Origin of the sequence: Desulfosporosinus sp. HMP52, from assembly GCF_000765145.1 — a bacterium.
Classification (GTDB): domain Bacteria; phylum Bacillota; class Desulfitobacteriia; order Desulfitobacteriales; family Desulfitobacteriaceae; genus Desulfosporosinus.
Map to the genome: position 1 here is coordinate 1 of NZ_JMGA01000070.1, position 23,490 is coordinate 23,490.

The 23,490-nt window shown below is 39.6% G+C and carries 22 protein-coding genes; all 22 read left to right on the forward strand.

Going from position 1 to position 23,490, the window contains the following annotated elements:
• Positions 1-155: 155 nt before the first annotated feature.
• A complete protein-coding gene (locus DP73_RS20840) occupies positions 156-1,190 on the forward strand; it encodes a DctP family TRAP transporter solute-binding subunit (RefSeq protein WP_034602285.1) in 1,035 nt (344 codons plus the stop codon).
• Between the two features lie 81 nt (positions 1,191-1,271).
• Positions 1,272-2,300, forward strand: coding sequence for a DctP family TRAP transporter solute-binding subunit (locus DP73_RS20845; RefSeq protein WP_034602286.1), 1,029 nt, complete (start codon positions 1,272-1,274; stop codon positions 2,298-2,300).
• A gap of 95 nt (positions 2,301-2,395) precedes the next feature.
• Entirely contained in the window at positions 2,396-2,896 is a 501-nt protein-coding gene (locus DP73_RS20850; RefSeq protein WP_034602288.1) for a TRAP transporter small permease, read from the forward strand.
• A gap of 4 nt (positions 2,897-2,900) precedes the next feature.
• Complete coding sequence (locus DP73_RS20855) at positions 2,901-4,181, forward strand: TRAP transporter large permease subunit (protein WP_034602289.1); 1,281 nt, start codon at positions 2,901-2,903, stop codon at positions 4,179-4,181.
• 322 nt (positions 4,182-4,503) lie between these two features.
• Positions 4,504-5,778, forward strand: coding sequence for an ArsB/NhaD family transporter (locus DP73_RS20860; protein ID WP_034602291.1), 1,275 nt, complete (start codon positions 4,504-4,506; stop codon positions 5,776-5,778).
• A 238-nt stretch (positions 5,779-6,016) separates the two neighbouring features.
• A complete protein-coding gene (locus tag DP73_RS20865) occupies positions 6,017-7,714 on the forward strand; it encodes a sigma 54-interacting transcriptional regulator (protein ID WP_034602292.1) in 1,698 nt (565 codons plus the stop codon).
• Positions 7,715-8,075: 361 nt separating this feature from the next.
• Complete coding sequence (locus tag DP73_RS20870; RefSeq protein ID WP_034602293.1) at positions 8,076-8,684, forward strand: succinate dehydrogenase cytochrome b558 subunit; 609 nt, start codon at positions 8,076-8,078, stop codon at positions 8,682-8,684.
• A gap of 53 nt (positions 8,685-8,737) precedes the next feature.
• Positions 8,738-10,474 carry a succinate dehydrogenase flavoprotein subunit gene (gene sdhA, locus DP73_RS20875; protein ID WP_034602294.1) on the forward strand — a complete coding sequence of 579 codons (1,737 nt, stop codon included), beginning with the start codon at positions 8,738-8,740 and terminating at the stop codon, positions 10,472-10,474.
• Between the two features lie 12 nt (positions 10,475-10,486).
• On the forward strand, positions 10,487-11,239 hold the full coding sequence (gene sdhB, locus DP73_RS20880; RefSeq protein ID WP_034602295.1) for a succinate dehydrogenase iron-sulfur subunit: 753 nt from the start codon (positions 10,487-10,489) through the stop codon (positions 11,237-11,239).
• 116 nt (positions 11,240-11,355) lie between these two features.
• Positions 11,356-11,547 carry a hypothetical protein gene (locus tag DP73_RS20885; RefSeq protein WP_034602296.1) on the forward strand — a complete coding sequence of 64 codons (192 nt, stop codon included), beginning with the start codon at positions 11,356-11,358 and terminating at the stop codon, positions 11,545-11,547.
• 370 nt (positions 11,548-11,917) lie between these two features.
• Complete coding sequence (locus tag DP73_RS20890) at positions 11,918-12,754, forward strand: S1-like domain-containing RNA-binding protein (RefSeq protein ID WP_034602297.1); 837 nt, start codon at positions 11,918-11,920, stop codon at positions 12,752-12,754.
• 68 nt (positions 12,755-12,822) lie between these two features.
• Complete coding sequence (locus DP73_RS20895; RefSeq protein ID WP_034602298.1) at positions 12,823-13,263, forward strand: DUF188 domain-containing protein; 441 nt, start codon at positions 12,823-12,825, stop codon at positions 13,261-13,263.
• A 126-nt stretch (positions 13,264-13,389) separates the two neighbouring features.
• On the forward strand, positions 13,390-15,237 hold the full coding sequence (htpG, locus tag DP73_RS20900; protein ID WP_034602299.1) for a molecular chaperone HtpG: 1,848 nt from the start codon (positions 13,390-13,392) through the stop codon (positions 15,235-15,237).
• Positions 15,238-15,637: 400 nt separating this feature from the next.
• A complete protein-coding gene (locus tag DP73_RS20905; RefSeq protein WP_034602300.1) occupies positions 15,638-16,183 on the forward strand; it encodes an RsbRD N-terminal domain-containing protein in 546 nt (181 codons plus the stop codon).
• 17 nt (positions 16,184-16,200) lie between these two features.
• Positions 16,201-17,202 (forward strand): sulfate reduction electron transfer complex DsrMKJOP subunit DsrM, encoded by a 1,002-nt coding sequence (gene dsrM, locus DP73_RS20910; RefSeq protein ID WP_034602301.1) that lies wholly within the window; start codon positions 16,201-16,203, stop codon positions 17,200-17,202.
• Positions 17,203-17,208: 6 nt separating this feature from the next.
• Entirely contained in the window at positions 17,209-18,828 is a 1,620-nt protein-coding gene (dsrK, locus tag DP73_RS20915) for a sulfate reduction electron transfer complex DsrMKJOP subunit DsrK (protein ID WP_034602303.1), read from the forward strand.
• Positions 18,828-19,304, forward strand: coding sequence for a sulfate reduction electron transfer complex DsrMKJOP subunit DsrJ (gene dsrJ / locus DP73_RS20920; protein WP_034602304.1), 477 nt, complete (start codon positions 18,828-18,830; stop codon positions 19,302-19,304). The genes dsrK and dsrJ overlap by 1 nt, the downstream gene beginning before the upstream one ends.
• Positions 19,301-20,098, forward strand: a complete 798-nt coding sequence (dsrO, locus tag DP73_RS20925; RefSeq protein WP_034602305.1) for a sulfate reduction electron transfer complex DsrMKJOP subunit DsrO — start codon at positions 19,301-19,303, stop codon at positions 20,096-20,098. The genes dsrJ and dsrO overlap by 4 nt, the downstream gene beginning before the upstream one ends.
• The gene (gene dsrP / locus DP73_RS20930) at positions 20,091-21,254 is read left to right on the forward strand and encodes a sulfate reduction electron transfer complex DsrMKJOP subunit DsrP (protein WP_034602306.1); all 1,164 of its coding nucleotides are present in this window, start codon (positions 20,091-20,093) and stop codon (positions 21,252-21,254) included. Before dsrO ends, dsrP begins: the two co-directional genes overlap by 8 nt.
• Positions 21,255-21,389: 135 nt before the next feature.
• Positions 21,390-21,707, forward strand: coding sequence for a TusE/DsrC/DsvC family sulfur relay protein (locus tag DP73_RS20935; protein ID WP_034602307.1), 318 nt, complete (start codon positions 21,390-21,392; stop codon positions 21,705-21,707).
• 264 nt (positions 21,708-21,971) lie between these two features.
• Positions 21,972-22,991 (forward strand): lipoate--protein ligase, encoded by a 1,020-nt coding sequence (locus DP73_RS20940; protein WP_034602308.1) that lies wholly within the window; start codon positions 21,972-21,974, stop codon positions 22,989-22,991.
• A 17-nt stretch (positions 22,992-23,008) separates the two neighbouring features.
• The gene (locus DP73_RS20945) at positions 23,009-23,461 is read left to right on the forward strand and encodes a hypothetical protein (protein ID WP_034602309.1); all 453 of its coding nucleotides are present in this window, start codon (positions 23,009-23,011) and stop codon (positions 23,459-23,461) included.
• Positions 23,462-23,490 lie beyond the last annotated feature (29 nt).

The window sequence follows — 23,490 nt, forward strand, 5'->3', positions numbered from 1 at the left end:
CTTTTTGTCTACGGTCTGAATTGTACCTTAGGTACAATTTTTTTTTATTTACTGACCAATAAGACCATTAACATCAAAAGGATCAAAAATATTGTGAATAATCAGAAAATAATATAATATTAAACTATTCAAATTAATAAAAGAGGGGCCACTCTATGTTAAGGAGCATCTGGGTTTACTTAGTAATAATTCTTTCGCTTAGCCTATCCGGTTGTGGAAACAGAATTGTAGATAAGCAACAAGTTAACAAGGAAGAAAAAATAATTATTAAGTTTTCGCATGTTGTTGAGGAAAACACCCCTAAAGGACTGGCGGCAATTCGTTTTGCGCGACTTATTTCTGAACGATCAAAGGGCTCAATAGAAGTTCAGATTTTCCCGGATTCTCAATTGTTTAAAGATGGGGAAGAATTTGAAGCAATAAGACGGGGAGATGTGCAAATGATTGCTCCGGCCACGTCTAAGGTTTCCCAATTGTTTCCCCAGTGGCAGATTTGGGATCTTCCGTACTTATTCTCTGATCTGGAAGGGGTTCATCAAATTATGGATGGTTCCCTGGGAAAAAGGTTAATGGAACAGTTAAAAGAGAAAAACCTGTACGGCTTAGCAATGTGGGATAACGGCTTTAAACATCTAACGAATAACAAGCATCCGATTATCCAACCGAGTGATTTTAAAGGATTAAAGTTTAGGGTTATGTCCCCTGGGATATTGCAAGAGCAGTTCAACTATTTTGAAGCTAAAGCGATATTTCTTCCCTTTAATGATGTTTATGACGCTTTAAATGAAGGTCAGGTAGAAGGTCAAGAAAATACTATTTCTAATATTTATACTAAAAAATTTAGTCAAGTGCAAAAGTATTTGACCCTTAGCCAACATGGGTTTCTGGGATATGCAGTAATTATAAATTTGGAGTTCTGGAATCAATTGCCCGACAATGCCCGGGAGTTAATTGAGAATACCATGGAAGAAGTGACATTTTGGGAAAGAGATATAGCTAGAGAATTAAATAAACAACAACTGGAGGAAATTAAAAAACTAAATTCAGTGAGTATTTATTCTTTAGATGAAGAAGAAAGAAGAAAATGGCAAGGCCAATTTCGTTTTGCTTATACCAAATTTGAAAAGGAAAATGGTTCTGAATTTCTGAACGAGGTCAAGAAATGGAACGAAGGGCAGGAGATCAAGTAGGGATTTTAGGAGGTGAGGCGGGAAACAGAAACTGGGAGCGAACATCTTGTTTATGATAATAAATTTGAGGGGGAGAAAAGAATGTTTAGAAAAAAACCAATCCTAGCGATTAGTAGTTTGCTTATCTTAACCCTTTCTTTAGTGGGGTGCGGAGGGAAACCAGCTGCAACTACTGAGAAAGAGGTAAAACCAATCATTGTTAAATTTGCTCATGTTGTCACCCCTGATACACCAAAAGGTCAAGCTGCCTTGAAATTCAAGGAATTAGCTGAACAGAAAACGAATGGAAAGGTAATTGTTGAAGTATACCCTTCTTCTCAACTCTATGGAGACAAGGAGGAACTCGAGGCTGCTCAATCGGGGAATGTACAAATCATTGCTCCTTCAGTAACTAAATTAGTTGGCTTAAATCCCAAATTTCAGTATACGGATCTTCCCTTCTTATTCCCCAATAATGAAGCTGTCTATAAGTTCTTTGCTTCAGATGAGATGAAAGGTCTAATGAATTCTTTGGATAAATACAATCTTCAAGGCTTAGCGGTCTGGCCAAACGGTTTTAAACAGTTCACCAATAACAAACGTCCATTAGTGACTCCTGAAGATTTTAAAGGGCTTAAGTTTAGAACTCAAGCAGGCAAGGTTCTGGAAGCTCAATTTAAAGCCTTAGGAGCGGGTTCGGCGACCATCGCTTTCGGAGAAACTTATGCGGCCCTGCAACAAGGAACTGTTGATGGCCAAGAAAATACCTATAACAATATAGACACTCAAAAATATCAGGAAATCCAAAAATATCTAACGGTTTCTAATCATGGTCGGCTTGATTACATGATCATTGTAAATAAGGATTTCTGGTCTGGATTGGCACCTGATATCCGTAAAGCTTTAGATGATTCTATGGCAGAAGCAACCAAATTTTCTGTAGAGCAAGCTGAACTTTTGGATAAAAAGAGTATGGATAATTTAAAGAAAAGTGGAAAGATCCAATTTACAGAGTTAACTCCCGCTCAATTAGGAGTTTTCCAAGAAACAATGAAGCCGGTGTACGCACAATTTGAAAGTGTCCTGAGCAAAGAGTTAATAGATGCAGCTATTAAGGCAGGGAAGAAATAGTCATAAGTATAAATGGGCAAGGGTTCTTCAGGGCAAGAACCCTTTTCTATCAGAAACATTCTTAGGTGTGATGTTTTAGATTAGAGGTGAAAGGAATGAAAAAGTTTTGGCAAGTTTATGAATTCGTTGAGGATATGGTTTCCGGAGGGCTGCTCTCAATCGGTGTTGCCATGATCTTTTATGGAGTAATTATGCGCTATGTGTTTAATGATGCTCGTTCATGGGTAGATGAGATTTCACAATATATGATTATCTGGGGGACATTGATCGGTACAAGTGTGGCCTTGCGTAATGATCATCATATCAAGGTAGATATGTTATATAATGTCTTGCCGAAATGGGTACAGCGTTATGTTACTCTCTTTGCTCATACAGTAGGAACCGTGTTTAGCATTTTCGTTGGGTATTATGGCTATCAGCTCGTCGCATTTACCTACAAAACAGGGCAAGTTTCTACAGACGTTGGTATTCCTCTGTATATTGTTTACAGTATACTTCCGCTGACTGGAGCGCTTTTGACGTTTCGGTTCGTAATCAAACTTTATGAAGCCGTAAGTCATACCTATAAGGTAAGTAAAGTGGCGGAAAGGATGTGATTTTATGCTAGTTGCGCTGCTATTTACCCTCTTTGTAGTTTTCTTTTTGCTGAACGTTCCGATAGCAATTAGTTTAGCAATGTCCACAATAGCGCTTATTGTCACAACGGAGACGTTTAATTTAATGATGATCCCACAACGGATGTTTGCAGGGCTGAACTCAGCGACGTTAATGGCAATACCAGGCTATATCCTAGCCGGAGTATTGATGTCCCGGGGAGGGGTATCTAAATATCTAATCGAAAGTCTTAGATCCTGGATCGGACATTTGCCTGGCGGCTTATCCGTCGTCACAATTTTGGCTTGTATGATTTTTGCAGCCATCTCAGGATCAAGTCCGGCAACGGCAGCGGCGATTGGAGCAATAATGCTTCCCGCAATGGTGGAGGGTGGCTATCCGAAACGTTATGCTATGGGATTAATTGCTGCCGCCGGAACTCTGGGGATTTTAATTCCGCCAAGCATTCCGCTGATCGTTTATGGTGTTACGGCAGATGAATCAATTGGCAAGCTGTTTATGGCTGGAGTAGTTCCAGGATTAATGTTAGGCAGTATCTTGGTTCTTTCAGCAATAATTTATGCTAAGAAAAACAACTATGGACATGGAAGAAAATATTCCTGGTCGGAACGCTGGAAAGCTTCCCTAAAAGCAATACCTGCCGCCCTTCTGCCGGTGGTTATTTTAGGAAGTATTTACACTGGTATATGTACTCCTACAGAAGCGGCGGTGGTTGCTGTCTTCTATACCCTTGTAGTTTCAATCTTCATTTATCGAGAATTGCACATTAAAGACATTCGAGGGATATTACGAGAGACAATCAATACCTCCTCAATGATCTTTTTAATTATTGCTGCAGCCTTAGTATTCGCACTCTATTTAACCAATAATCAAATACCCAATCAAGTTGCGGATTGGATAAGAGAGGCCAATTTAAACATTTTCTTGTTCTTTATGGTTACCCAACTTGTATTCTTCGTAATGGGAACTTTCTTAGAAGCTGTATCTGTTATACTAATAACACTACCTATCTTGCTGCCAATTATTAAGCAATTAGGCATTGACCCAATCCACTTTGCAATTGTCATGACAGTAAATATGGAATTAGCAATGATTACTCCGCCTGTAGGCTTAAATTTATTTGTTGTTAGTTCAATGTCCAAGGAACCTTTAGGAGAAGTAGTTCGAGGTGTAGTTCCTTTTATTATCTTGATGATAGCGGCTATGTTTTTGTTCGTGATTTTCCCAAATCTATCACTCTATATTCCCCGGGTATTAATGAATTAGCTATAAACTACAAAAGTACAAAAGCCTTATTTTGAGCCTTTAAAGAGGTTAGAAATAAGGCTTTGATAATTAATTATAAAACTGTTTTAACTTACTATGGGTTCGCAAGCATTTCCAGACATTATTTTGTTTGGTTCAAATATTCGGCGGGGAATAAATAATAAGTCTTTTCACTATTGCCAATTATTATATTGGCAAAATCGGATTTATTTAACAAAACAAAATCAATTGTGTTAAAATCAGTACAGTATTGGATGCTAATTCAGAATTAGTATTCCTACATACAATAGTTAAAAGTATAGAAAGGAAGTATTAAATCACAATGCATGCTACCCTCGCCTTAATCATTTTTTGTCTGACTTATGCATTAATTATTTCAGAGAAGGTTCATCGTACGGTTGTCGCTCTACTTGGGGGTATGATTCTAGTAGCCGCGGGAGTCTTAGCTCAGGAAAATGCCATCGAACATATTGATTGGAATACCTTGGGTTTACTGGTTGGGATGATGATAGTAGTAGGAATCACTAGGAGAACCGGGGTTTTCCAGTACCTTGGTTTACTGGCAGTTCGGTTTGCCAAGGGAGAACCTATACGGATATTAATCGCTTTGGCTTCAGTTACAGCTTTATTATCAGCATTGTTAGACAATGTAACCACCGTCTTATTGATTGTACCGATAACCTTTACAATTTGCGATAAATTGAATCTAAACCCTATGCCTTTTCTTGTCAGCCAAATCTTTGCCAGTAATATTGGTGGAACATCAACTCTAATCGGAGATCCACCTAATATTATGATTGGCAGTCAGACACATCTTGGCTTTGTAGATTTTGCCGTCAATCTAGTTCCGGTGGTTTTAGTGATTTTCGTTGCAACAATGGGTGTTTTTTATCTATTGTACAAACGAAAGCTTAATGTCAATGAGGATCTCAAAAAGAGTTTGATTGAGTTAAATCCAATTGATCAAATTAAAGATTATGGACTGTTAAAGAAGTGCTTGGTCATTCTGTTTTTAATATTGTTCGGATTCATTTCACATCAATCCCTGCACATGGAATCTGCAACGGTAGCTCTAACTGGGGCGGCACTACTGATGTTTATAACTAAAGAAGAACCGGAAGAAGTTTTGCTAAGCGTAGAGTGGCCCACGATTTTCTTCTTTATTGGTCTCTTTATCCTAGTTGGAGGTTTAGTAGAAACGGGATGGATTAATAGCTTAGCTCAATGGGCATTTAATGTAACTGAGGGTGATTTTAAACTTACTGCCATGCTGATTTTATGGCTGTCGGCCATTGCATCCGCTTTTGTTGATAATATACCTTTTACAGCAACGATGATTCCCTTGATCCACCAAATGGGCAATTTAGGTGGAATATCTCAGGAGGGACTTGAGCCGCTGTGGTGGGCATTGTCGTTAGGGGCCTGTTTAGGAGGTAATGGAACCCTGATTGGGGCATCTGCCAATGTCATTGTTGCAGGGTTAGCTGAAAAGAATGGTATTCCCATTAAATTTATACCGTTTATGAAATTGGCTCTACCCCTGATGCTTTTGTCTATCGTTATTTCTTCGATCTACCTATTAGTTTTTTATCTATAAAGTTAATAAGGCAAGAGGCTGTTGCTAAACAGCTTTGGAAAATGATCTGCACAAAAAATCAGCCCGAGAGGACGCTTATTAAAGCCTCTGGGGCTGATTTGCTTTTGGCAACCCCTATTTACAATTATTTAAAAATTCTAAAAAATAAAAAGAATTATGGCAGGAGTAACTAGATCGAGAGCGAATTGTTTTTAAGGATATAGCATTTAGATGTATCGTTAATATGGGAGGAAAACTTATGGCTCTTAAAGTAAAAGTAGGTATTGTTGGGATGGGCCAGGGGGGGGCATCCATTTATAAAACGTTACGTAGCATAGAACACATTGAGATAGCTGTCGTATGTGATTGTTCTGAAACTGCCCAGGGTATGCAGCTTGCTAGATTGGATAGAGTGGAAACTCTTTCATCCCTGGATGATTTATTCAAAATCACAAATTTGGACGTAATTATCGAAGCAACTGGACTTGAGTATGTTCGGAAACAAATAAACCGTTATAAAGAAAAATCCTGCGTAGTAATAGAAGCTCAGGGAGCAAATCTGATGATGCACCTTATTGAAGAGAAAGAGAAGCTGGCGGATATTAAACGTTTAAAAGGGGAACTTGATGCCATACTGAACTCTGTCCAGGAAGCTATTGAAGTAGCCAGTATCGATGGAAATATCAAATACGTTAATCCATCATTTAGTCGCGTGACGGCAATTCCTGCCGGGCAGCGAATAGGCAATAATATTTTTGAGGTTTCTCCAAACGGCGCTCTTGCCCGTTCACTTCGAACTCATGAAGCCGTATTTGCCCATCGTGCAGTTGTTGGAGGTGCTGATGTAGAGGTTGTAGCTAATGCATCTCCTATTGTCGTTGAAGGAAAAATGGAAGGTGCTGTTGTAGTTTTTCAACCTTTGACGGATATTTACAAGTTAATGGAGCAATTAAGGGCCTCAAACCGAGTCATTGACGAATTACAGACCCGAATTAATCAGATATCCACCAGTTCATACACCTTTGATGACATAATAGGAAGCCACCCGGAATTTGAAAGTGCTTTGGATTTGGCTCGCAAGGCAGCTAAAAGCAATTCGACAATACTCATTACCGGGGAATCAGGTACAGGAAAAGAGCTATTTGCACATGCGATTCACGCCTCAAGCCTACGCCTTGATAAGCCATTTATTAAGGTCAACTGTGCTGCTATCCCGGAGACTCTTCTCGAAAGTGAGTTTTTTGGACATGAAAAGGGCGCATTTACGGGGGCTTTAAAAGCTAAACTTGGCAAGATGGAGTTGGCAAATGGAGGCACTATCTTCTTAGATGAGATTGGAGATATGAACCTTCATTTGCAAGCTAAGTTATTAAGAGTGTTACAAGAAATGGAGTTTGAAAGAGTTGGAGGGTCACAGACAATTAAAGTGGATGTACGAGTCATTGCAGCTACAAACCGAAATTTACTACAATTGGCCAAGCAAGGAGATTTTCGAGAAGATCTCTTTTACCGACTCAATGTTGTTGAATTAAGCTTGCCGTCACTCCGAAATCACAAGGAAGACATTCCGGCATATGTGCATTCTCTTATAGCCAAGTTTAATCGGAAATTTGGAAAACATGTCAAGGGATTAACTACTAAAGCAGAAGAATTGTTAATGCAATATGAATGGCCGGGTAATATTCGCGAACTGCAGAATGTCATGGAAAGGGCAATGGTAACAGTTGATGAAGAAATAATCACCCACAAACAATTTCTCAATCTTGTAGAGTTTCCGCAAACCATACATCATGGGCAGATAACGGAGGAGATTATGCCTATTGAGCAAATGGAGAAGCACCTTATAAATATGGCCATAGAACGGTATGGGAATGCAGTAGAAGGGAAGAAGCAAGCTGCTAAAGCTTTAGGGATCTCTCTTGCAACACTCTATAACAAACTTAAGACAATGGGTTGATACAGAAAGAAATTGATCAGGAATAAGATAAGTTCCAATTATTAGAAGGGGAGAACTTCTAAGTTCTAGAAATTATAAATTGATATGTATAATAAAGGAGTCATATAAATATTTAATTCTAGGTAAAGGATAAAACCCCCAAATTACCTTTAGGTTGAATACTAGACGACACAAGGGAGTAAAATTTTTTTAAAAGAAAAATCAGAAAAGTTAATCAATTCTAATACATTGGCATAGAGATTGCTATCTATAAAGATACGCTAGTGTTTTAGCAATACCATAAATGGAGGGTAGATTTAAGATTCGGTGCATAAGTAGAGGCATATGTAAAAATTTAGATTTGGAAGAGAGGATTGAGTTAATGAGTATAGCACAGGTGTCTAATCATCACTTTTTGATTCGAAGGGTTCATTCATTATTGGGTTTGGTGCCTATAGGATTTTTTCTAACGTTTCATCTGTTCCTTAATCTAACAGCTCTGAGGGGGGCGAAACAGTATGATTTGGTCATTAATACAATGCAAAGTTTCCCGGGAATTTTTATTGTCGAGTTGATTGTCATATTTATACCTATTGCAGCCCATGCAATTTATGGTACATGGGTGGTTTATACTGGTCAGACCAATGTTTTGCGTTATAAATATGCGAGGAATTGGTTCTATCTAATTCAGAGGATTTCGGGGCTTTACACCTTCGTCTTTGTCATTACCCATGTCTACCTTTTGCGGTTTGGTGAGGCGAATTTTGCTAATCTTTCCGAATTTATGAGTCAACCTCTGGGATTAAGCTTTTATGTTTTAGGCGTCTTGTTGGCAGTCTTTCATTTTACCAATGGTTTATGGGCTTTTGCAATTACTTGGGGATTAACCGTAGGACCCCATTCTCAGAGAGTATGGTTATATACATTAGGAGTTATATTTGTACTCATGTCCGTGATAGGTATGGCTGATATCTTTGCATTTTTGAAATGATGACTGCGTTATAACAGCAGCAAATAGACTTATAGGGAGTGGAGGGTTAGTTGATGAGCAAAGTCATCGTTGTTGGAGGCGGACTGGCGGGACTTATGGCTACGATTAAAATGGCTGAAGCGGGTACACAGGTTGACCTGTTTTCACTAGTACCTGTCAAGCGATCACACTCTGTTTGTGCCCAAGGGGGAATTAACGGAGCTGTTAATACTAAAGGAGAAGGGGATTCAACCTGGAATCACTTTGACGATTCTATCTACGGAGGAGATTTTCTAGCTAATCAACCTCCGGTAAAGGCTATGTGTGATGAGGCACCGGGAATTATTCATTTAATGGATAGGATGGGAGTCATGTTTAGCCGAACCTCCGAAGGACTTCTGGATTTTCGTCGTTTTGGAGGAACAAAGTTTTGTCGAACTGCTTTTGCAGGGGCTACTACCGGTCAACAGCTGCTTTATGCACTTGATGAGCAAGTTCGACGCTATGAAGTAGAAGGCTTAGTTCAAAAATACGAACATTGGGAATTGCTCTCTGTAGTAATTAATGATGGCGTGTGTCAGGGAATCGTTGCGCAAAATCTCCGTGATATGAGTGTTAAGTCCTTTCCGGCAGACGCTGTAATCGTAGCTACCGGGGGGCCGGGGGCAGTATTTGGTAAAAGTACAAATTCTACAATTTGTACAGGAAGTGCAGTGTCAGCTTTATATCAACAAGGGGCAAAATACGCTAACGGCGAGTTTATCCAAATTCACCCTACCGCTATTCCTGGAGATGATAAGCTTAGACTAATGTCTGAGTCAGCCCGAGGAGAAGGTGGACGGGTATGGACATATAAAGATGGGAAACCTTGGTATTTCTTAGAGGAAATGTATCCGGCCTATGGAAACCTAGTTCCGAGAGATATTGCAACTCGTGCAATTTATGAGGTGGTTTTTGACAAAGGACTAGGTATCAATGGTGAAAACATGGTTTATTTAGACCTTTCGCACATTGATCCAAACATACTGCAGATAAAATTAGGAGGAATCCTAGAGATCTATGAAAAGTTCGTAGGAGATGATCCTAAAAAGGTTCCTATGAGAATTTTTCCGGCAGTACACTACTCTATGGGTGGACTATGGGTGGACTATGATCAAATGACAAATATTCCGGGGCTTTTTGCAGCTGGGGAATGTGAATATCAGTACCATGGGGCAAATCGTTTAGGAGCAAATTCGCTGCTCTCTGCTATTTATGGGGGGATGGTTGCCGGCCCGAAGGCTATGGAGTATATAAAGAAAACTAAAAGGTTGTCTCCCAGTGGCAATGAACAGGCATTTTTAAATGAAAAGAAACGCCAAGATGATCAGTGGGCAAGTATATTAGCTATGAAAGGATCAGAAAACCCATTTCTTATTCACAAAGAGCTCGGAGATATTATGACTCAAAACGTCACAGTCGTGCGCTATAACGATAAGTTAGCAGAAACTGATCTGACAATTCAAGATCTGATGAAGCGCTGGCGTAATATCGGTAGAAGTGACAATGTTGAATGGGGGACCCAAGAAGGGACGTTTATTCGTCAACTATGGAACATGTTGGAACTAGCCAGAGTAATTACGTTGGGAGCCTTAAATCGTAACGAAAGCAGAGGCGCTCATTATAAGCCGGATTACCCGGAACGTGATGACCAGAATTGGTTAAAAACTACCATAGCAACTTGGACGCCGAGAGGCCCGGAACTGAGTTACGAAGCTGTTGACGTGTCATTAATTCCATTACGTGCTCGTCGCTATGACGTTGACAAATAGGAGGGGTATAAGATGTCTGAGCAAAAAACAATCCGATTGAAAATTCGCCGCCAAGACGGACCGAATAAGCCCTTCCGTTGGGAAGAGTTTGAAATACCTTATCGAGAAAAGCTAAATGTTATTTCTTGCTTAATGGAGATACAGAAAAATCCTATTACTGCATCGGGGGTGAAAACGACTCCTGTGGTCTGGGAATGTAACTGCCTAGAGGAAGTGTGCGGTGCCTGTACAATGAATATTAATGGTCAAGGAAAGCAGGCATGTTCAGCTTTGATTGACCAACTTGAACAGCCAATTGTCCTTGAGCCGTTAACAAAATTCCCTATTGTGCGCGACTTGATGATTGATCGGCAAATCATGTTTGACCACCTAAAGACTGTTCATGCTTGGATACCAATTGATGGAACCTACAATTTGGGTTCGGGTCCAAGAATGGCTGAAGTTAAAAGACAGTGGGCCTACGAATTGTCCAAATGTATGACTTGCGGATGTTGCATGGAGGCCTGCCCTCAAGTAAACCCCCGTTCAAAATTTATTGGTCCATCAGCTATTTCACAAGTCCGACTATTTAATGCTCATCCTACTGGAGAAATGAATAAACATGAGAGGTTGTCAGCTTTGCTTAATGAGGGGGGAATCGCAGATTGTGGCAATTCTCAAAACTGTGTACGTGCCTGTCCTAAGGAGATACCCCTGACAACCAGCTTGGCAGATTTGAATCGTGAAACAAATAAATTTGCCATTAACCGATGGTTAAGAAAATAAAATATTTGAAAAATTATGAATTTATTTATATAATATGAATAGGATAGTATAAAAATGTGAGGTTCGATCAATTATAAGTAAAATGTAGAAATTCAGGAAAAAGGAGATTCGAGTCTATGAAAACTCAACGAGAAGAAGCCTTGGCTCATCAGAATGATACGGTTTCATCATCTAATACCTTAGCCAATGATGAAGAGCTCAAAGTGCATCAGTATACTCCGAGTTTATTTGGTCCATGTTGCACTGAAGGGTGTCAATATTGTCGTCCAAACTGTCACGAACAGAATGATAGCTCGAACTTCTTTTAACTGAATTTTGAGGGGAAAATAGATTGAACTGTAATGTTTTTGGGGATTAGCTAGGCTAGTCCCTTTTATGTTTAGTATTTTCTGGGTATATTCTATAGAAATGATTATATTAACACAGCAAAAGGAAGGTATTTAAAATTAAAAAATAGCCGTGAAAACTTCTCAAATAAGTGAGGCAATTACATTGAGACTTAACAACAGATACAAACCTAGGATAAACCCGAGATAAACCCAAGATAAACCCAAGATAAACCCAGGAAATTTATTAATGATTTTTTGCACCAGAGATACCCTTTCGTTATAATGGGTAGGGAATAGATGGTGCATTATTGAAAGGTGTACTATATTAGCATTGGAAGGGAAGCAAACAATGATTGAAATTGGGAAATATTATAAACTTAAGATTGCAAACTTTACATCCTTTGGAGCATATTTAGATGCAGGTACCGGCATTCGTCACGATAATATCCTGCTGCCGATCAAACAATTGCCGGAGGGGGCTAAAGAAGGTGATGAACTGGAGGTTTTTGTTTATCGCGACTCTGAAGAGCGATTAATTGCCACAACTCGAAAGCCATTGGCTAAGTTAGGGGATTTAGCCTATCTTAGGGTTAATGCCAAAACAAAAATTGGTGCCTTCTTAAATTGGGGACTGGAAAGAGACTTGCTTTTGCCATTTCGTGAACAGAAATACCCTATCGAGGAAGGTAAAAGCTATTTGGTAAAAGTTTACTTAGACAAAAGTCAAAGATTAAGTGCTACAACTGAAATATACGAGTATTTGAACCCCGATTCACCCTATCAAAAGAATGATAAAGTTGTCGGCACAGTTTACTCTGTGAACCCCGAGATCGGGGTTTTTGTTGCGGTAGATAATATATACATGGGACTGATTCCTCTTAATGAGTGTTTTATAGAGCTAAAAGAAGGGGATCAAGTTGAAGCGAGAGTAATCCGGGTTCGAGAGGATGGTAAACTTGATTTATCTCCTAGAGAACTTAAACATATTCAAATGGAATCGGATACAGTGAAGATTCTGCAGGGAATAAAGGATCATGATGGATTCTTGGCCCTAAATGACAAAAGCAGCCCCATAGAAATCCAGAGCCGATTGAACATGAGTAAAGCCGCCTTTAAACGGGCTGTAGGTAAGCTACTGAAAGAAAACAAGGTGATTCAGACTGAGGGCGGTTTGAAAGAGAAATAACCATAATAAAAAACATCGAAAAGGAATCACGATCTGTTAATGTTTAGTCGACTGAGAGAAGTGAGGGTATGAAAATAATTGTAGATGCGGACGCCTGTCCCAAGTCAGTCTTACAGATTTGCATCAGGTTAGCCAGTGATCGTGCTATACCTGTTTGGACTGTAGCAAGTTTTAACCATAATATTGTCTCGGATCATCATATAGTTGTAGGAAACTCTTCGCAAGAAGCGGATATCCGAGTAATAAATCTGGCCCAAGCAGGAGATATCGCTGTGACACAGGATTGGGGTCTAGCTGCAATGCTATTGGGAAAAGGAGTTAAGTGTTTAAATCCCATAGGCAAAGAGTTTAATCCGGCGACAATTGAATTTTTGCTTGAGGAACGAGAGGCGAAGGCAAAATTTCGTAGAAGCGGGGGCAGAACTAAAGGGCCTAAAAAGAGAACGTCGGATAATGACCGTCACTTTGAAGATTGTCTAAAGCAATGCCTAGATAATTGCAATCTCTAGGACTTTGACGTTTTTGCATGTTTTTGCGTCAATAAATAGCAAAAAGACTTTGCACTTTTGCCAAATTTTGATTAAACTATGAGGTAGAGGCTCGCCCTACTTATTTCAAATTCATGGAGGTAAACAATGAGCACGGCAATAGAAACTAAGGAATTTCAAACAGAGATTAGGCAATTGTTAGACATTGTTATTCATTCCCTTTATACAGATCGTGAAATTTTCTTGAGAGAGCTGATATCTAATGCAGCTGATGCCATGGAGAAACTGCGTTATACGCAATTAACAGGGTCGGAGGTTAAAGACCAAGACACGGCCTTAGAAGTCCACATTGACACAGATGATAATTCACATACACTTACCATTACCGATACTGGTATTGGAATGACCAAGGAAGAGTTGGTTGGGAATTTAGGAACTATTGCCCATTCCGGCTCCAAAGAATTTATTAAACATTTAACCGATAAAGGGGATAATAAGGATCTTAATTTAATTGGTCAATTCGGCGTAGGTTTTTATTCAGCCTTCATGGTAGCGGAAAAAGTGACCATTACAACTCGCTCTTATCACCTGAATGGGGAAACCTTTATTTGGGAGTCTGACGGCGTTGGGAGTTATACAATTACTGAAGGAGAGGATCATGTTCGAGGAACAAAGATGGTTCTCTATTTAAAAGAAGATGCCTACGAATTTGCCAAGGAAGAAACCGTTCAAAGAGTCATTAAGCAATACTCTAGTTTTGTACCATACCCAATTCTGGTCAATGGACAAAAAGTAAATACAGTTGATGCCCTTTGGACTAAAAATAAAAATGAGATATCAGACAACGACTATAACGAATTTTATAAATTCATTGCTAATGCTTACGATGAACCACTTTTGCGTCTCCATTTTTCGTCAGATGCTCCTCTGAATATTAACACTTTATTATTTGTTCCTAAAGAAAACTTCGAACAGTTTGGCTTTGGACGTACTGAGCCGGGAGTCAGTCTTTATTGCAAAAAAGTTCTTATCCAGGAAAAGTCGCCCCTGGTTTTACCTGAATGGCTGCGGTTTTTGAAAGGGGTAATAGATAGTGAAGAATTGCCCCTGAATATCTCAAGGGAAACTATGCAAGACAGTGCCTTAATAAGCAAATTAAACAAAGTGGTTACTAGCCGCTTTCTTAAATTTCTCGATAGCCAGGCAACATCGGAACCGGAGAGGTTCAAAGAGTTTTGGGAGAAGTTTAATTTCTTTATTAAAGAAGGGGCAGCGAATGATTTTACTCACCAAAAAGAACTGGTTAAACTATTGCGCTTTGAGTCATCAAGCACAAAAGCTGGGGAACTAGTATCTTTGGCTGATTATATTGGTCGTATGAAAGAAGAACAATCTGCAATCTATTATGTCAATGGTCCTTCACGTGAAGTCATCGAGTCAGGCCCTTATTTAGAAGCATTTAGAGACAAGGGATTTGAAGTATTATATACCTACGCAGCAATTGACGACTATATCTTTGGCTCAATTAGAGAATATGAGGGTAAGAAACTTATTTCTGCCGATGAAGCTGAATTGGATTTAGGGGATCAGATTCAGCAGGAAAGAAGTGCGGATGCACTCTCAGAAGAAGATGTTTTAGCCTTAACTAGTTGGCTAAAAGAAGTACTCGGAGATAAAGTGACTGAAGTACGGGAATCTAAACGATTGGTCGATAGCCCGGCAGTAGTGTTCAGTCCATTTGGGACGAACAGTATGCAGCGGATGATGCAGTTAGTTAATAAAGATCTTAATAAAGTAGGGCCAAGCGTTTTAGAGATTAACGCTGCGCACCCCATGATTAAACGACTGGATAATGCTCGTAGAAATGGAGATGCTTTTGCCCAAACTGCTGCTGAACAAATATTCGAAAACGCTCAAATTGCTGCAGGTCTAATCGTTGACCCTCGCAGCATGGTTAATCGACTAAATGAAATATTAGAGCGTGCTTTAGGATAGAATTTAAAATAGGGATTGTCTAGATTAATAAGAAAGAGCTATAATAGTTCGTAGCTCTTTCTTGTTAATGATCGCAATACGATTATCTAATTGATCAATAGGAAATAAGAATTTTACAAGCCTAGTAAAATTCCTTAGACTGATAGTGATTATAGGAACAAATAACATTATATTTCCGTCACTCACTCCTTTTGGATGAATCGTTGGAGACTTGCTCTACAGGGAGGGGACACCATATTTTAAATATCAAGGTTAGTAGCTTAAGAGGGATAGCTGGGACTTTAACTATGTGAAAACGTTCTCAGGGACAGGTCGATGTTGAAGCGAATCATACTCAACATCGACTAAAATTGTGTTACAAAGACAATAAACGGTGCTACAACAAGGAGTGATCTTTATTTTGGACATAAAATTTAATGAATTCTTAAAGGAAAAGAAGTCCGACATCTCGAAACGTTGGCTAGAGGTAATATTAGCATCCTATCCCAATGATAAATCGGGTTTTTTAATGAACCAGCAAGATAGGTTTGCAAATCCAATTGGTTACACCTTTTCAACTGGGATTGACGGCATCTTAGAAGTGCTCGTCAAGGGAGAGGATTTTTCTGAAAGCATTTCTTTTCTCGAAGATATAATTAAGGTTAGGGCAATACAAGATTTTTCTCCCTCTAAAGCCATGGCGTTTATCTTCCAACTCAAAACTATTGTTCGAGAAGCGCTGGGTAAGGATATTGGGCAGAGTCAGATCGATCTTGCGTTATTAGAGTTTGAGTCGAAAATTGATGATCTGGCCCTCACTGCCTTTGATATATATGTAAAGTGTCGTGAGCAGATCTATGAACTAAGGACAGACGAACTAAAGCGGATGACCTTTACCCTGCTAAAGAAAGCCAACCTAATGTCCGAGATCCCTGTTCAGGAATTTGAACACAAAGACCAAAAATAAAGGAAGGAGGTCGTAGAGTGAAAGTCTTGTATTCTTTCATCACAGTCATTGTACTCATTATAGTGGCCAGTATTGGGGCGAGCATTGCAAATTTACACTATGTCTTTGGTATTATCATTCCTTATCTAGCCTTCATCATGTTTGTAGGTGGGTTCATTTACCGAGTCGTAAAGTGGGGGCGGTCACCGGTTCCCTTCCGAATTCCTACAACAATTGGACAACAAAAATCACTACCTTGGATTAAGCAAAATAAGATTGAGAATCCGTCAAGTGCTTTTGGTGTTATTGTTAGAATGGCTATGGAAGTCTTCTTATTCCGTTCGTTATTCCGTAATACTAAGACAGAATTAAGAGAGGGGAAAAACGGCCCTGAACTTTCCTACGGCTCAGCAAAGTGGCTTTGGTTAGGAAGTTTGTTTTTCCACTGGTCATTCCTGATAATTATTGTTAGACATCTTAGGTTCTTTCTGGAGCCTGTTCCTTTTCTGGTTCAAGCTTTTGAGAATGTTGATGGGATGTTACAAATCGGGTTGCCTGCAATCTACTTGACAGATGTTTTTATTCTCATCGCAGTCACCTTTTTATTCTTCAGAAGACTTGTTGTTCCACAGGTTAGATATATTTCACTTCCTGCTGATTTTTTCCCGCTCTTTATGATTATGAGCATCGCCGGTACCGGTATTCTAATGCGCTACTTCTTTAAGGTTGACCTGGTGGCTGTTAAAGAATTAGCAATAGGATTAGCTACTTTCCAACCGGTTCTGCCAACAGACATTGGACCGATGTTTTTCATCCATATATTCCTGGTCAGTATACTCTTTGCTTATTTCCCCATGAGTAAGCTGATGCATATGGGTGGTATTTTCATGAGCCCAACCCGTAATATGATGAACAATAGTCGTATGGTAAGACACATTAATCCATGGAATTACGATGTTGAGGTTCATACCTATGAACACTATGAAGATGAATTCAGAGATAAGATGAAAAAAGCTGGTTTACCGGTAGAAAAGGAGTGATCGTGGATGGCACCGAAAGTTAAACTTCCTAAGCCGGGAGAATTATCTCAGATAGATTTTAAAACTCCGGCGACAGATTGGATGGATACGCCTGTTGAATTCAAACCGGGTACCTACTGTTGGGGAGCAAAAGAAAAAGACTTGTTGACACTAGGCCTACCTAACCCAAGACAATGGTCGCCAGCCGACGAGGACTGGAAAATACCTGAGGGATGGGAATCTACTATCCTAGATGGGATTGCAGAAAGACTTAGTAAGTATCGCTCTTTCAAGATTTTTATGGATATTTGTGTTAGATGTGGTGCCTGTGCCGATAAATGTCATTTCTATATCGCGACTGGTGACCCCAAGAACATGCCTGTCCTTAGAGCAGAATTGCTAAGATCAGTCTACAAAAAGTACTTTACAAAGTCCGGAAAGTTTCTCGGGCGTCTAGCTGGTGCCAGAGAACTTAATATGGACGTCTTAAAGGAATGGTGGTCATACTTTTTCCAATGTACAGAATGTCGTCGTTGCTCGGTCTTCTGTCCTTATGGTATTGACCAAGCAGAAGTAACGATTATTGGTCGGGAACTTCTTAATTTAGTTGGCTTAAATATTGACTGGATTGCAGGGCCTGCGGCAGCCTGTTATATGAAAGGTAATCACCTTGGCTTAGAACCCCATGCAATTACAGGCAACATTGAGTCCATGGTTGATGATATTGAGGATATTACCGGGATTAGGGTGAATCCAACCTTCAACAGAAAAGGTGCCGAGATTATGTTCGTCACTCCTTCAGGGGATCTTTTAGGCGAACCGGGGGTCTACACCTGTATGGGATATCTCATGTTATTCCATGAGTTGGGGCTTGATTACACTTGGAGCACCTACGCTTCTGAGGGTGGAAACTTCGGTTTCTTCACTTCTAACGAAACTGCGAAGAGACTTAATTACAAGATCTACGCGGAAGCTAAACGATTAGGCGTTAAATACATCATCGGCGGAGAATGCGGTCATATGTGGAGGGTCTTGAACCAATATATGGACACCTGGCATGGCCCAGCAGACTTCCTTGAAGTGCCGGTTTCGCCAATAACTGGTACTGTTTTTGAAAATGCCAAATCAACTAAAATGATCCATATTTCCGAGTTTACAGCTGACTTGATTAAGCACAAAAAGCTGAATCTTGACCCAACTCGCAACGACCATCTGAAGGTGACCTTCCATGATTCCTGTAATCCATCGAGGGGTATGGGAATGCTGGAAGAACCTCGTGAAATTATTAAAGCTGTATGCAATAATTTCTATGAGATGCCTGAAAATACAATTCGCGAGAAGACATTCTGCTGTGGAAGCGGATCCGGATTAAACGCTTCTGAAAATATGGAACAGCGTATGAGAGGCGGTTTCCCGAGAGCAAATGCTGTTAAGTATGTTAAAGAGAAACATGGAGTTAACATGCTGGCCAATGTTTGCGCGGTGGACAGGGCTGCCCTACCTGCACTAATGGATTACTGGAATCCCGGGGTAGGAGTAACTGGTGTTACAGAATTAGTTGCTAATGCACTCGTCATGAAAGGCGAGAAAGAAAGAACTACCAACCTTCGCTTTGAAGATTTGCCGGGAAAAGGAGGTAATGAGTAATGTATAAAGGCGGAAAAATTATTGCTTCACTCATTATCTTTGCGGCACTTTTCACCATCCCATTCTTCTACAATATGGGGAAAGTCAATGCTGGACCGGATGTAGCCCTTGAAACCCCTGCTATCCAGCAACTATCCGATAAACAATGTGTTGAGTCACCGGAATTTATGCGGGCCAATCATATGAAACTCCTCAATCAATGGAGAGAGGAAGCTGTACGGAATGGCCAGACTGTCTATACCAACAGTCAAGGAACAGAGTTTCAAATAAGTCTTCAAGACACGTGCCTAAAATGTCATGCAACTGGATCGGCTTCGAACGCAGTAGTTTTGAGTAACCCTGCTACAACGACAACTGGAGTCAGCAACCCAGCGATCAACGAATCACCTGAATTTTGCGCCTCCTGTCACGATTATTCTGCTGTAGAGCCGAAATGTTGGAGTTGCCATTTTGAGCCAAAGGAGGCAGCGAAATGAGCATCAATAGACGACAATTTCTAAGAAGAGCGGGTATGGTCACTGCATTGGGACTAGGAAGTTCACTTGTAATCACAGGTTACCGCAAGAAAGATGCTGCGGCTTCTGGATATGCAAAGGCTCCTAAGGATATGCCGGCTAAACGATGGGCTATGGTCGTTGATATGAGTAAATTCAAATCAGAGGCTGACTTCGAAAAGGTTATAGAAGCCTGTCACAAGTTGCATAATGTCCCTAAGTTTCCTAATACCAAAGATGAGATCAAATGGATTTGGAAAGATGATTATCATCATACCTTTGCTGGCGGGCATAATGAATATTTGGATGAGCATGTGATGCATAGTCCTTTTCTGGTAACATGTAATCACTGTGATAACCCTCCTTGCGTCAGAGCGTGTCCCACACAGGCCACATTCCAAAGACCCGACGGTATTGTTGCAATGGACTTTCATCGATGTATTGGATGCCGATTCTGTATGGCAGCTTGTCCGTTTGGAGCTAGAAGTTTTAACTTCAAAGATCCGAGACCATTCATTGAAGAAGTTTCCACAGAATATCCAACAAGAACACCAGGTGTTGTAGAAAAATGTAATTTCTGCTACGAACGACTTGCAGATGGACTCATGCCTGCATGTGTGGAAAAGTCCAATGGGGGATTAATATTCGGAGATTTGGATGACCCAAATTCAGAAGTGCGTAAAATTGTTGGCTCAAAGCTTACAATTCGACGTAAGCCAGAACTGGGAACTCAGCCGAGTGTTTACTACCTAGTAGGAGGTGGCGAACATGCTTGAGAAAGCGCTATCCGGTAGTAAAAGATATTGGATTTGGGTTACACTACTATTAGGGATTATCGCCGTAGGGTTCGTAGCCTATATGAACCAGTTTAACAACGGTTTAGGTGTTACAGGAATGAGCAGGGATGTATCCTGGGGATTATACATTGCTCAGTTTACTTTCTTGGTTGGGGTTGCTGCTTCTGCGGTTATGCTTGTCTTACCTTATTACCTGCATGACTTTAAAAAGTTTGGCAAAATGGTTATCCTTGGAGAGTTTTTAGCAATTCCGGCTGTTATCATGTGTATGCTGTTTATTGTTGTCGACTTAGGACAGCCTATGCGTATTATGAACGTAATTCTTCATCCAAGTCCCAATTCGGTTATGTTTTATGATATGATAGTCCTATGCGGTTATCTTCTCATAAACCTAGTGGTTGGCTGGACGACACTTGGTGCTGAACGTAAAGGCGCTCCATCACCAAAATGGGTTAAACCTATTATCTATCTGTCAATTCCTTGGGCTGTTAGTATTCATACTGTCACAGCTTTCCTATACGCTGGTTTGCCAGGCAGGCATCTTTGGCTGTCGGCTATTATGGCAGCACGCTTCCTTGCCTCAGCCTTCGCGGCAGGTCCTGCAATCTTGATTCTTCTCTGCTTTATCGTTAAGAAGGTCAGTAAATTTGATCCAGATCCGGGTGTTGGCGCAATCCAATCTCTGGTAAAGATCGTTAGATATGCTATGATTGCCAATGTGTTCTTCTATATCCTAGAGCTTTTCACAGCATTCTATAGCAATATCCCTGAATATAGTGCACCTTTAAGGTATATATTCTTTGGTATGGACGGTCACTACAGTCTGGTTCCAATTATGTGGACTGCAGTAGTTTTAGCCTTTTTGGGAATTGCCATGCTTGTATTCCCAAGTACACGTATGAATAAAGCAACCTTAATTATCGGTTTGCTATCAATCATTATTGCAAACTGGATTGATAAAGGTATGATTTTAATTGTAGCTGGATTTGTACCCAATTCTTTTGAGAGAGTTATTGAATACGCACCGACTCTTAATGAGATTTTGGTGACCTTAGCAGTCTACGCAATCGGGATGCTCCTTGTCACAATATTATACAAGGTTGCAATCTCAGTTAGAGAAGAGAAGGCAAATTAGTTTAATTGATGCTCTTTTGGTACCAGTTTGAGATAGAATGGGAGCAATTCAGGGTATATACTATACTTCTTTGAATTTACCTCTCCACTCAAACAGTATCAATTTTATAAACACACATAAGGAGGAATATTAATTATGGCTCAACTAGTAGTAGGAGATGCAACTGTTGAACTGGACGAAGACGGTTTTCTTGAGGATTTTGCAGTATGGAATGAAGATGTAGCTAAAGCACTTGCTGTCACAGAGGAAGTACCAGAGCTTACAGAAGAACACTGGGCAATGATCAACTATCTCAGAGGTTATTTTGATCAATTCGGTGTTGCTCCAATGGTTCGTAAAATGGTTAAAGACACAGGCTACGACCAAAAGAAAATTTATGAACTGTTCCCAGCTGGCCCTGGAAAAGGCGCTTGTAAAATTGCTGGACTTCCAAAACCAACTGGTTGCGTATAAGCTATTTGTTTTCATAGCTTAAATTAAGTTATATAAGTCGATCACTATACGTGATCGACTTATTTCTTGTTTAGGGTATTGCTGCATACTACTATTAATTGGACAGCAACCTTAAAATGAATCCACAAAAGAAAAGAAAACCTAGTTAACAAATAAGTTTAACACTGTAAAAATCCATAAGCACTCTCATTTAACCTAGTCTGGTAAATTTAACTGACTAATTGCAGGAGTTCTAGAGCAAAATGTAGAATGAGATCATATTTGATGGGAGTGTTTAAACTGGAATACCTTGAGTATGAAACTAAGATCGTTAGCTCAACGTCTTTCGACCCTTGGCATAATCTAGCTTTAGAAGAGTATTTATTCAGAGAGATTAAGCATAATCAAGTAATTTTATATCTTTGGCAAAACCAGAATACTGTAGTCATTGGAAGAAACCAGAATGCTTGGAAAGAATGCCGTTGCAATGAATTGGAACAAGCTGGCGGAAAGTTAGCTCGTCGTTTATCAGGCGGAGGTGCGGTCTATCATGACTTAGGAAATCTTAACTTCACCTTCATTATGGACAGAACCAAATATGATTTAGAAAAGCAATTAAGAGTAATTTTAGAAGCTGTAAGGACATTTAATATTAATGCTCAATTCACAGGACGTAATGACTTGACGGTAGAAGGGCGCAAGTTCTCTGGAAATGCTTTTTACTTTGAACGAGATAAAGCATATCATCACGGAACAATTTTGATTGACGTTGACGTAACCAAACTCGCTGCTTACCTTCAAGTATCAAAAGAAAAGATAGTATCTAAGGGAGTTGACTCGGTTCAGGCCAGAGTAGGGAATTTAAACCTATTTAGTTCGGAAATATCCATTGAGTCAATGAAAACTGCTCTAATGAAAAGTTTCCAAGAGCTTTACGGCAAAGTTTCTGAACCTCCTATAATAGTTAGCGATACAACATTTCCTCTTGAAAATCTATATAATAAATACTCATCATGGGATTGGCTATACGGTAAAACACCTAACTTTGATATTGTTCTTTCAAAACGTTTTCTTTGGGGTGGAATAGAGCTGGGTTTAAGATTGTCAAATGGATTAATCGATGATGCTAAAATATATTCAGATGCAATGAATAGCCATTTAATCGACAGGATTGCTTTAACACTCCTAAAGTTACCTTTGCAAATAGACTTAATAGTAAACGCGATTAGAGGAATCGATGTTGACCAAGAGGATCAAGTGATAATTGATGATATAATAAATTGGCTTTTAAGTGGCGTGATCTAAGTAGGGGGTTAGACTTTATGGAACAACTTGAGTATCGTATTTTAGATGAGGAAAAAAACTATCCTGCACTTTATCATTTTAAAGCAATTCCAAAAGATGAAGTCATGGTTCGTTTTCTTGCTGACTATTTAGTAAAAGATGGAGTTGTGTACGAAAAAACATCAAATGCAATTGAAGCACCATTATATATAATCTATGTGAAATTGACACAAGACGAAAAACCTTTGTTGAAGAGTTCTCCATCTAAGGTGAGTTTAGGTTATATTGCTCTTGAGATCCGGGAATTTAGTGAATATGCGTCAGAATATCCTATTATAACTAATTTAGAATTTAATTCATTATCTGATCTTGCTCTGCTGGCCCAATGCAATTATTTTATGTTAGGCAATGAGGAGTGGGAAAAAACCTCATTTGAAGTTGATGAAGATCGACAAAGATATGTTCTCTATGCAATTAGAGTAAGTAAGTAAAGTAAGTTGTAAGTAAGTAAGTAAGTAAG

Excerpts from the sequence above, each read along its gene's own strand:
- dsrP (WP_034602306.1), top strand. The coding sequence starts at position 20,091 with ATGCTTGAGAAAGCGCTATCCGGTAGTAAAAGATATTGGATTTGGGTT.
- sdhA (WP_034602294.1), top strand. The coding sequence starts at position 8,738 with ATGAGCAAAGTCATCGTTGTTGGAGGCGGACTGGCGGGACTTATGGCT.
- DP73_RS20855 (WP_034602289.1), top strand. The coding sequence starts at position 2,901 with ATGCTAGTTGCGCTGCTATTTACCCTCTTTGTAGTTTTCTTTTTGCTG.
- DP73_RS20885 (WP_034602296.1), top strand. The coding sequence starts at position 11,356 with ATGAAAACTCAACGAGAAGAAGCCTTGGCTCATCAGAATGATACGGTT.
- DP73_RS20940 (WP_034602308.1), top strand. The coding sequence starts at position 21,972 with ATGGGAGTGTTTAAACTGGAATACCTTGAGTATGAAACTAAGATCGTT.
- dsrK (WP_034602303.1), top strand. The coding sequence starts at position 17,209 with ATGGCACCGAAAGTTAAACTTCCTAAGCCGGGAGAATTATCTCAGATA.
- DP73_RS20840 (WP_034602285.1), top strand. The coding sequence starts at position 156 with ATGTTAAGGAGCATCTGGGTTTACTTAGTAATAATTCTTTCGCTTAGC.
- DP73_RS20945 (WP_034602309.1), top strand. The coding sequence starts at position 23,009 with ATGGAACAACTTGAGTATCGTATTTTAGATGAGGAAAAAAACTATCCT.
- DP73_RS20935 (WP_034602307.1), top strand. The coding sequence starts at position 21,390 with ATGGCTCAACTAGTAGTAGGAGATGCAACTGTTGAACTGGACGAAGAC.
- htpG (WP_034602299.1), top strand. The coding sequence starts at position 13,390 with ATGAGCACGGCAATAGAAACTAAGGAATTTCAAACAGAGATTAGGCAA.
- DP73_RS20870 (WP_034602293.1), top strand. The coding sequence starts at position 8,076 with ATGAGTATAGCACAGGTGTCTAATCATCACTTTTTGATTCGAAGGGTT.
- DP73_RS20890 (WP_034602297.1), top strand. The coding sequence starts at position 11,918 with ATGATTGAAATTGGGAAATATTATAAACTTAAGATTGCAAACTTTACA.
- dsrO (WP_034602305.1), top strand. The coding sequence starts at position 19,301 with ATGAGCATCAATAGACGACAATTTCTAAGAAGAGCGGGTATGGTCACT.
- dsrJ (WP_034602304.1), top strand. The coding sequence starts at position 18,828 with ATGTATAAAGGCGGAAAAATTATTGCTTCACTCATTATCTTTGCGGCA.
- DP73_RS20895 (WP_034602298.1), top strand. The coding sequence starts at position 12,823 with ATGAAAATAATTGTAGATGCGGACGCCTGTCCCAAGTCAGTCTTACAG.
- DP73_RS20845 (WP_034602286.1), top strand. The coding sequence starts at position 1,272 with ATGTTTAGAAAAAAACCAATCCTAGCGATTAGTAGTTTGCTTATCTTA.
- sdhB (WP_034602295.1), top strand. The coding sequence starts at position 10,487 with ATGTCTGAGCAAAAAACAATCCGATTGAAAATTCGCCGCCAAGACGGA.
- DP73_RS20850 (WP_034602288.1), top strand. The coding sequence starts at position 2,396 with ATGAAAAAGTTTTGGCAAGTTTATGAATTCGTTGAGGATATGGTTTCC.
- DP73_RS20860 (WP_034602291.1), top strand. The coding sequence starts at position 4,504 with ATGCATGCTACCCTCGCCTTAATCATTTTTTGTCTGACTTATGCATTA.
- DP73_RS20865 (WP_034602292.1), top strand. The coding sequence starts at position 6,017 with ATGGCTCTTAAAGTAAAAGTAGGTATTGTTGGGATGGGCCAGGGGGGG.